The sequence below is a fragment of the Alcanivorax sp. HI0083 genome (assembly GCF_001635175.1).
The window spans coordinates 1-846 of sequence record NZ_LWFX01000174.1 but is presented as its reverse complement, the minus strand read 5'-3'; the positions used below and the strand labels follow the sequence as shown (position 1 = coordinate 846).

At 50.8% G+C, this 846-nt stretch carries 1 protein-coding gene; it reads right to left on the bottom strand.

What is annotated here, in order from left to right:
- Positions 1 to 54: 54 nt before the first annotated feature.
- Positions 55 to 720: a TetR/AcrR family transcriptional regulator gene (locus A3754_RS01865; protein ID WP_022983803.1), complete on the bottom strand. Its 666-nt coding sequence runs from the start codon at positions 718 to 720 to the stop codon at positions 55 to 57.
- Positions 721 to 846: the final 126 nt, after the last annotated feature.

Below are 846 nucleotides of genomic sequence, written 5' to 3'. Positions count from 1 at the left end.
GTGTTAACGACAACGTAGCTATGTGTAGAGATGCCGCAAGCCCAAGTGGGGCGGTCAAGCATCGCTCAGCGGTAGTTCCCACTTGGGCGGGTAAGGCGGTGGGTCGTTTACATCTGCACGGGCTCGCAGATGAACGGCGAGCATGTTGCACCAGACTTTGAGATAGCGGTCAAAGAGCGTTTTGTCGGCAACGATGTGCAAATCCTGCGCCATGCCGCGCAACAGCCATTGCGTCAACATCATCATCGAGCGCACATCGGTGTCTTCACTAATGGCCTCCAGATAATGGTCTGCCGCGTTACCGACGATGAAGTAATTGGAAGTCCAGACACGTTGCAAAATGGATGCAAGCTCAGGGTCATGTTGGCTGGCTGTCAATAGTTGCATCAACGGGATAAATTCCGGCTGATCGAAAACATTCTTCCATGCACCAAAGATAAGGGCTTCTAGTCGATCTTCAGATCCATGGAGTTTGGCGATGGCTTTACCCAGCTGAATATAGTGCTGGCGAATTAAATGCTCAGCTGCCGCAGCGATCATGTCTGCTTTACTAGAGAAATGGTGTAGTGGGGCGCCCCTAGATACGCCAGCGATGTTGATAATGCGACTGACGGTGGTGCCAGCGAATCCATCCTTCTCTAGACAGGTGAGCACTGCCTGAATGATGCGTTCCCGCATGGCGTCGCTACGTTGTTCCTGGGTGCGTCGTTGAGCATTCATCGCGTTCTCTGTCTATTACTGAGCATGGTCACTGGGATGCAGAGGCCTGATTCTAAATGATAAATGGATTGTAGCGTAGCTCGCCAATAAACAAGTTGAACGTACGTATTGTAAGTTATAAAGTCT

Excerpts from the sequence above, each read along its gene's own strand:
- A3754_RS01865 (WP_022983803.1), bottom strand. The coding sequence starts at position 720 with ATGAATGCTCAACGACGCACCCAGGAACAACGTAGCGACGCCATGCGG.